Below are 1,639 nucleotides of genomic sequence, written 5' to 3'. Positions count from 1 at the left end.
CGGTCCATGACCGGGGCAACCGTAACAGGTTGTCCCGGTGTGCCTTGACCTGGCGCAACTGCCTGGGCAGGCCTTCCGCCACGCACTCCCACAGCGCATACTTTCGCGCCGCACCCACGCGTGCGGCGCTTTTTGCCTATGCTGCTGTCTACCCTGAAGGAATCCATGTGACGAGGGACATCGCCATGTTCTACGTGCAACGCGACGCCGCTGGCCAGTTGCAGCGAGTGGAAGCTGCTGCGTTCGACGAATTTACCGAAATGCTTCCGGCCGACCATGCCGACATTCAGGAATGGTTTGCCGATGACGTCGTGGAAAACAGCCTCAATCAGCTCAAGCAAAGCGATCTCGACATGATCCGGGTGCTTGAAGACTTGATCGATGTCCTGACCGCCAAAGGCGTGTTCAAGATCACTGACCTGCCACCGGGCGCCCAGACCAAACTCCTGAACCGTTCGACAGCGCGCAAAGCACTGAGCAGCCTCAATAACCTGATAGAGGAAGAAGAAGAGGGTGGCCTGATCTGACGCCGAACTCAGGCACCGACCGAACTATGGTTATGCTTTAAAGGTATTTAAAATATATTTCTTATGACCTTATAGTTCACTCCACTGCGTACCCGTCGACCAATCGATGCGCCGCACGACTCGAACCCACACGGGAGTCCCCGTGCGTTTCCGATCGTCGCGCGTCATGAAGTCGCGCACTGCGTGGGAGTGAAACATGCCAGCCGCCTTGAACGCCCTGTCGCTCATCGATAGCGCGCCGTCACAACATTTTGATGTCCACCCGTTCGCCGGCGCCGTCGGCGCCGAAATCGTCGGCCTCGACCTTTCCAGGCCGCTCAATGCCCAGGACTTCGCGCGGATTCACCGTGCCCACCTCGATCATCATGTGCTGGTTTTTCGCGATCAGCGCATCACGCCTGAGCACCAGATCGCCTTCAGCCGCCGTTTTGGCGAACTGCAGATTCATGTGCTCAAGCAGTTCCTGCTTGAGGGGCATCCTGAAATCCTGATTGTTTCCAACATCATCGAGAACGGCCAAAACATCGGCCTGGGCGATGCTGGCAAATTCTGGCACTCGGACCTTTCCTATAAGGCACTGCCCAGCTTGGGCTCGATGCTACACGCCCAGGAACTCCCTGACGAAGGCGGGGACACGTTGTTCGCCGACATGCACAAGGCCTGGGACGCAGTACCCGCTGCGCTGCGCACGCTGGTAGCCGGGCGCAATGCCGCTCATTCCTACACCGCCCGCTATGCCGAAACCCGATTCGAAGGCAATTGGCGCCCTGCACTGACAGCCGAGCAACTGGCCCAGGTGCAGGAAGTGGTCCACCCCGTCGTGCGCACCCACCCTGAGACCGGGCGTCAGGCTTTGTTCGTCAGTGAAGGTTTCACCACCCGCATCGTCGGCCTGCCGGAAGACGAAAGCCGGGATGTCCTGCAACAGCTGTATGCCTTGAGCGTGCAGGATGACAACGTCTATCGCCATCAATGGCAGCCCCACGACTTGGTGTTCTGGGACAACCGCTCCCTGATCCACCTGGCTGCCGGTTGCCCTGCACACCTGCGGCGCAAGCTCTACCGCACCACCATCCAGGGCGATGCCCCGTTCTGACGAAAAGGATTCCATC

General features: G+C 59.2%; 2 protein-coding genes. Both read left to right on the top strand.

Translation table 11 applies throughout. The annotated features are described in order from the left end of the window. Positions 1-185 precede the first annotated feature (185 nt). The gene (locus FH041_RS16685; RefSeq protein ID WP_049696786.1) at positions 186-527 is read left to right on the top strand and encodes a hypothetical protein; all 342 of its coding nucleotides are present in this window, start codon (positions 186-188) and stop codon (positions 525-527) included. Positions 528-723: 196 nt separating this feature from the next. After that, positions 724-1,623, top strand: a complete 900-nt coding sequence (locus FH041_RS16680) for a TauD/TfdA family dioxygenase (protein ID WP_110607277.1) — start codon at positions 724-726, stop codon at positions 1,621-1,623. Positions 1,624-1,639 lie beyond the last annotated feature (16 nt).

The organism is Pseudomonas sp. SWI7 (assembly GCF_006351945.1).
Lineage (GTDB): Bacteria > Pseudomonadota > Gammaproteobacteria > Pseudomonadales > Pseudomonadaceae > Aquipseudomonas > Aquipseudomonas fulva.
This window is presented reverse-complemented; position numbering and strand designations above follow the sequence as displayed.

Bases quoted from the DNA above. Each gene is read 5' to 3' on its own strand.
- FH041_RS16680 (WP_110607277.1), top strand. From the start codon at position 724: ATGCCAGCCGCCTTGAACGCCCTGTCGCTCATCGATAGCGCGCCGTCA.
- FH041_RS16685 (WP_049696786.1), top strand. From the start codon at position 186: ATGTTCTACGTGCAACGCGACGCCGCTGGCCAGTTGCAGCGAGTGGAA.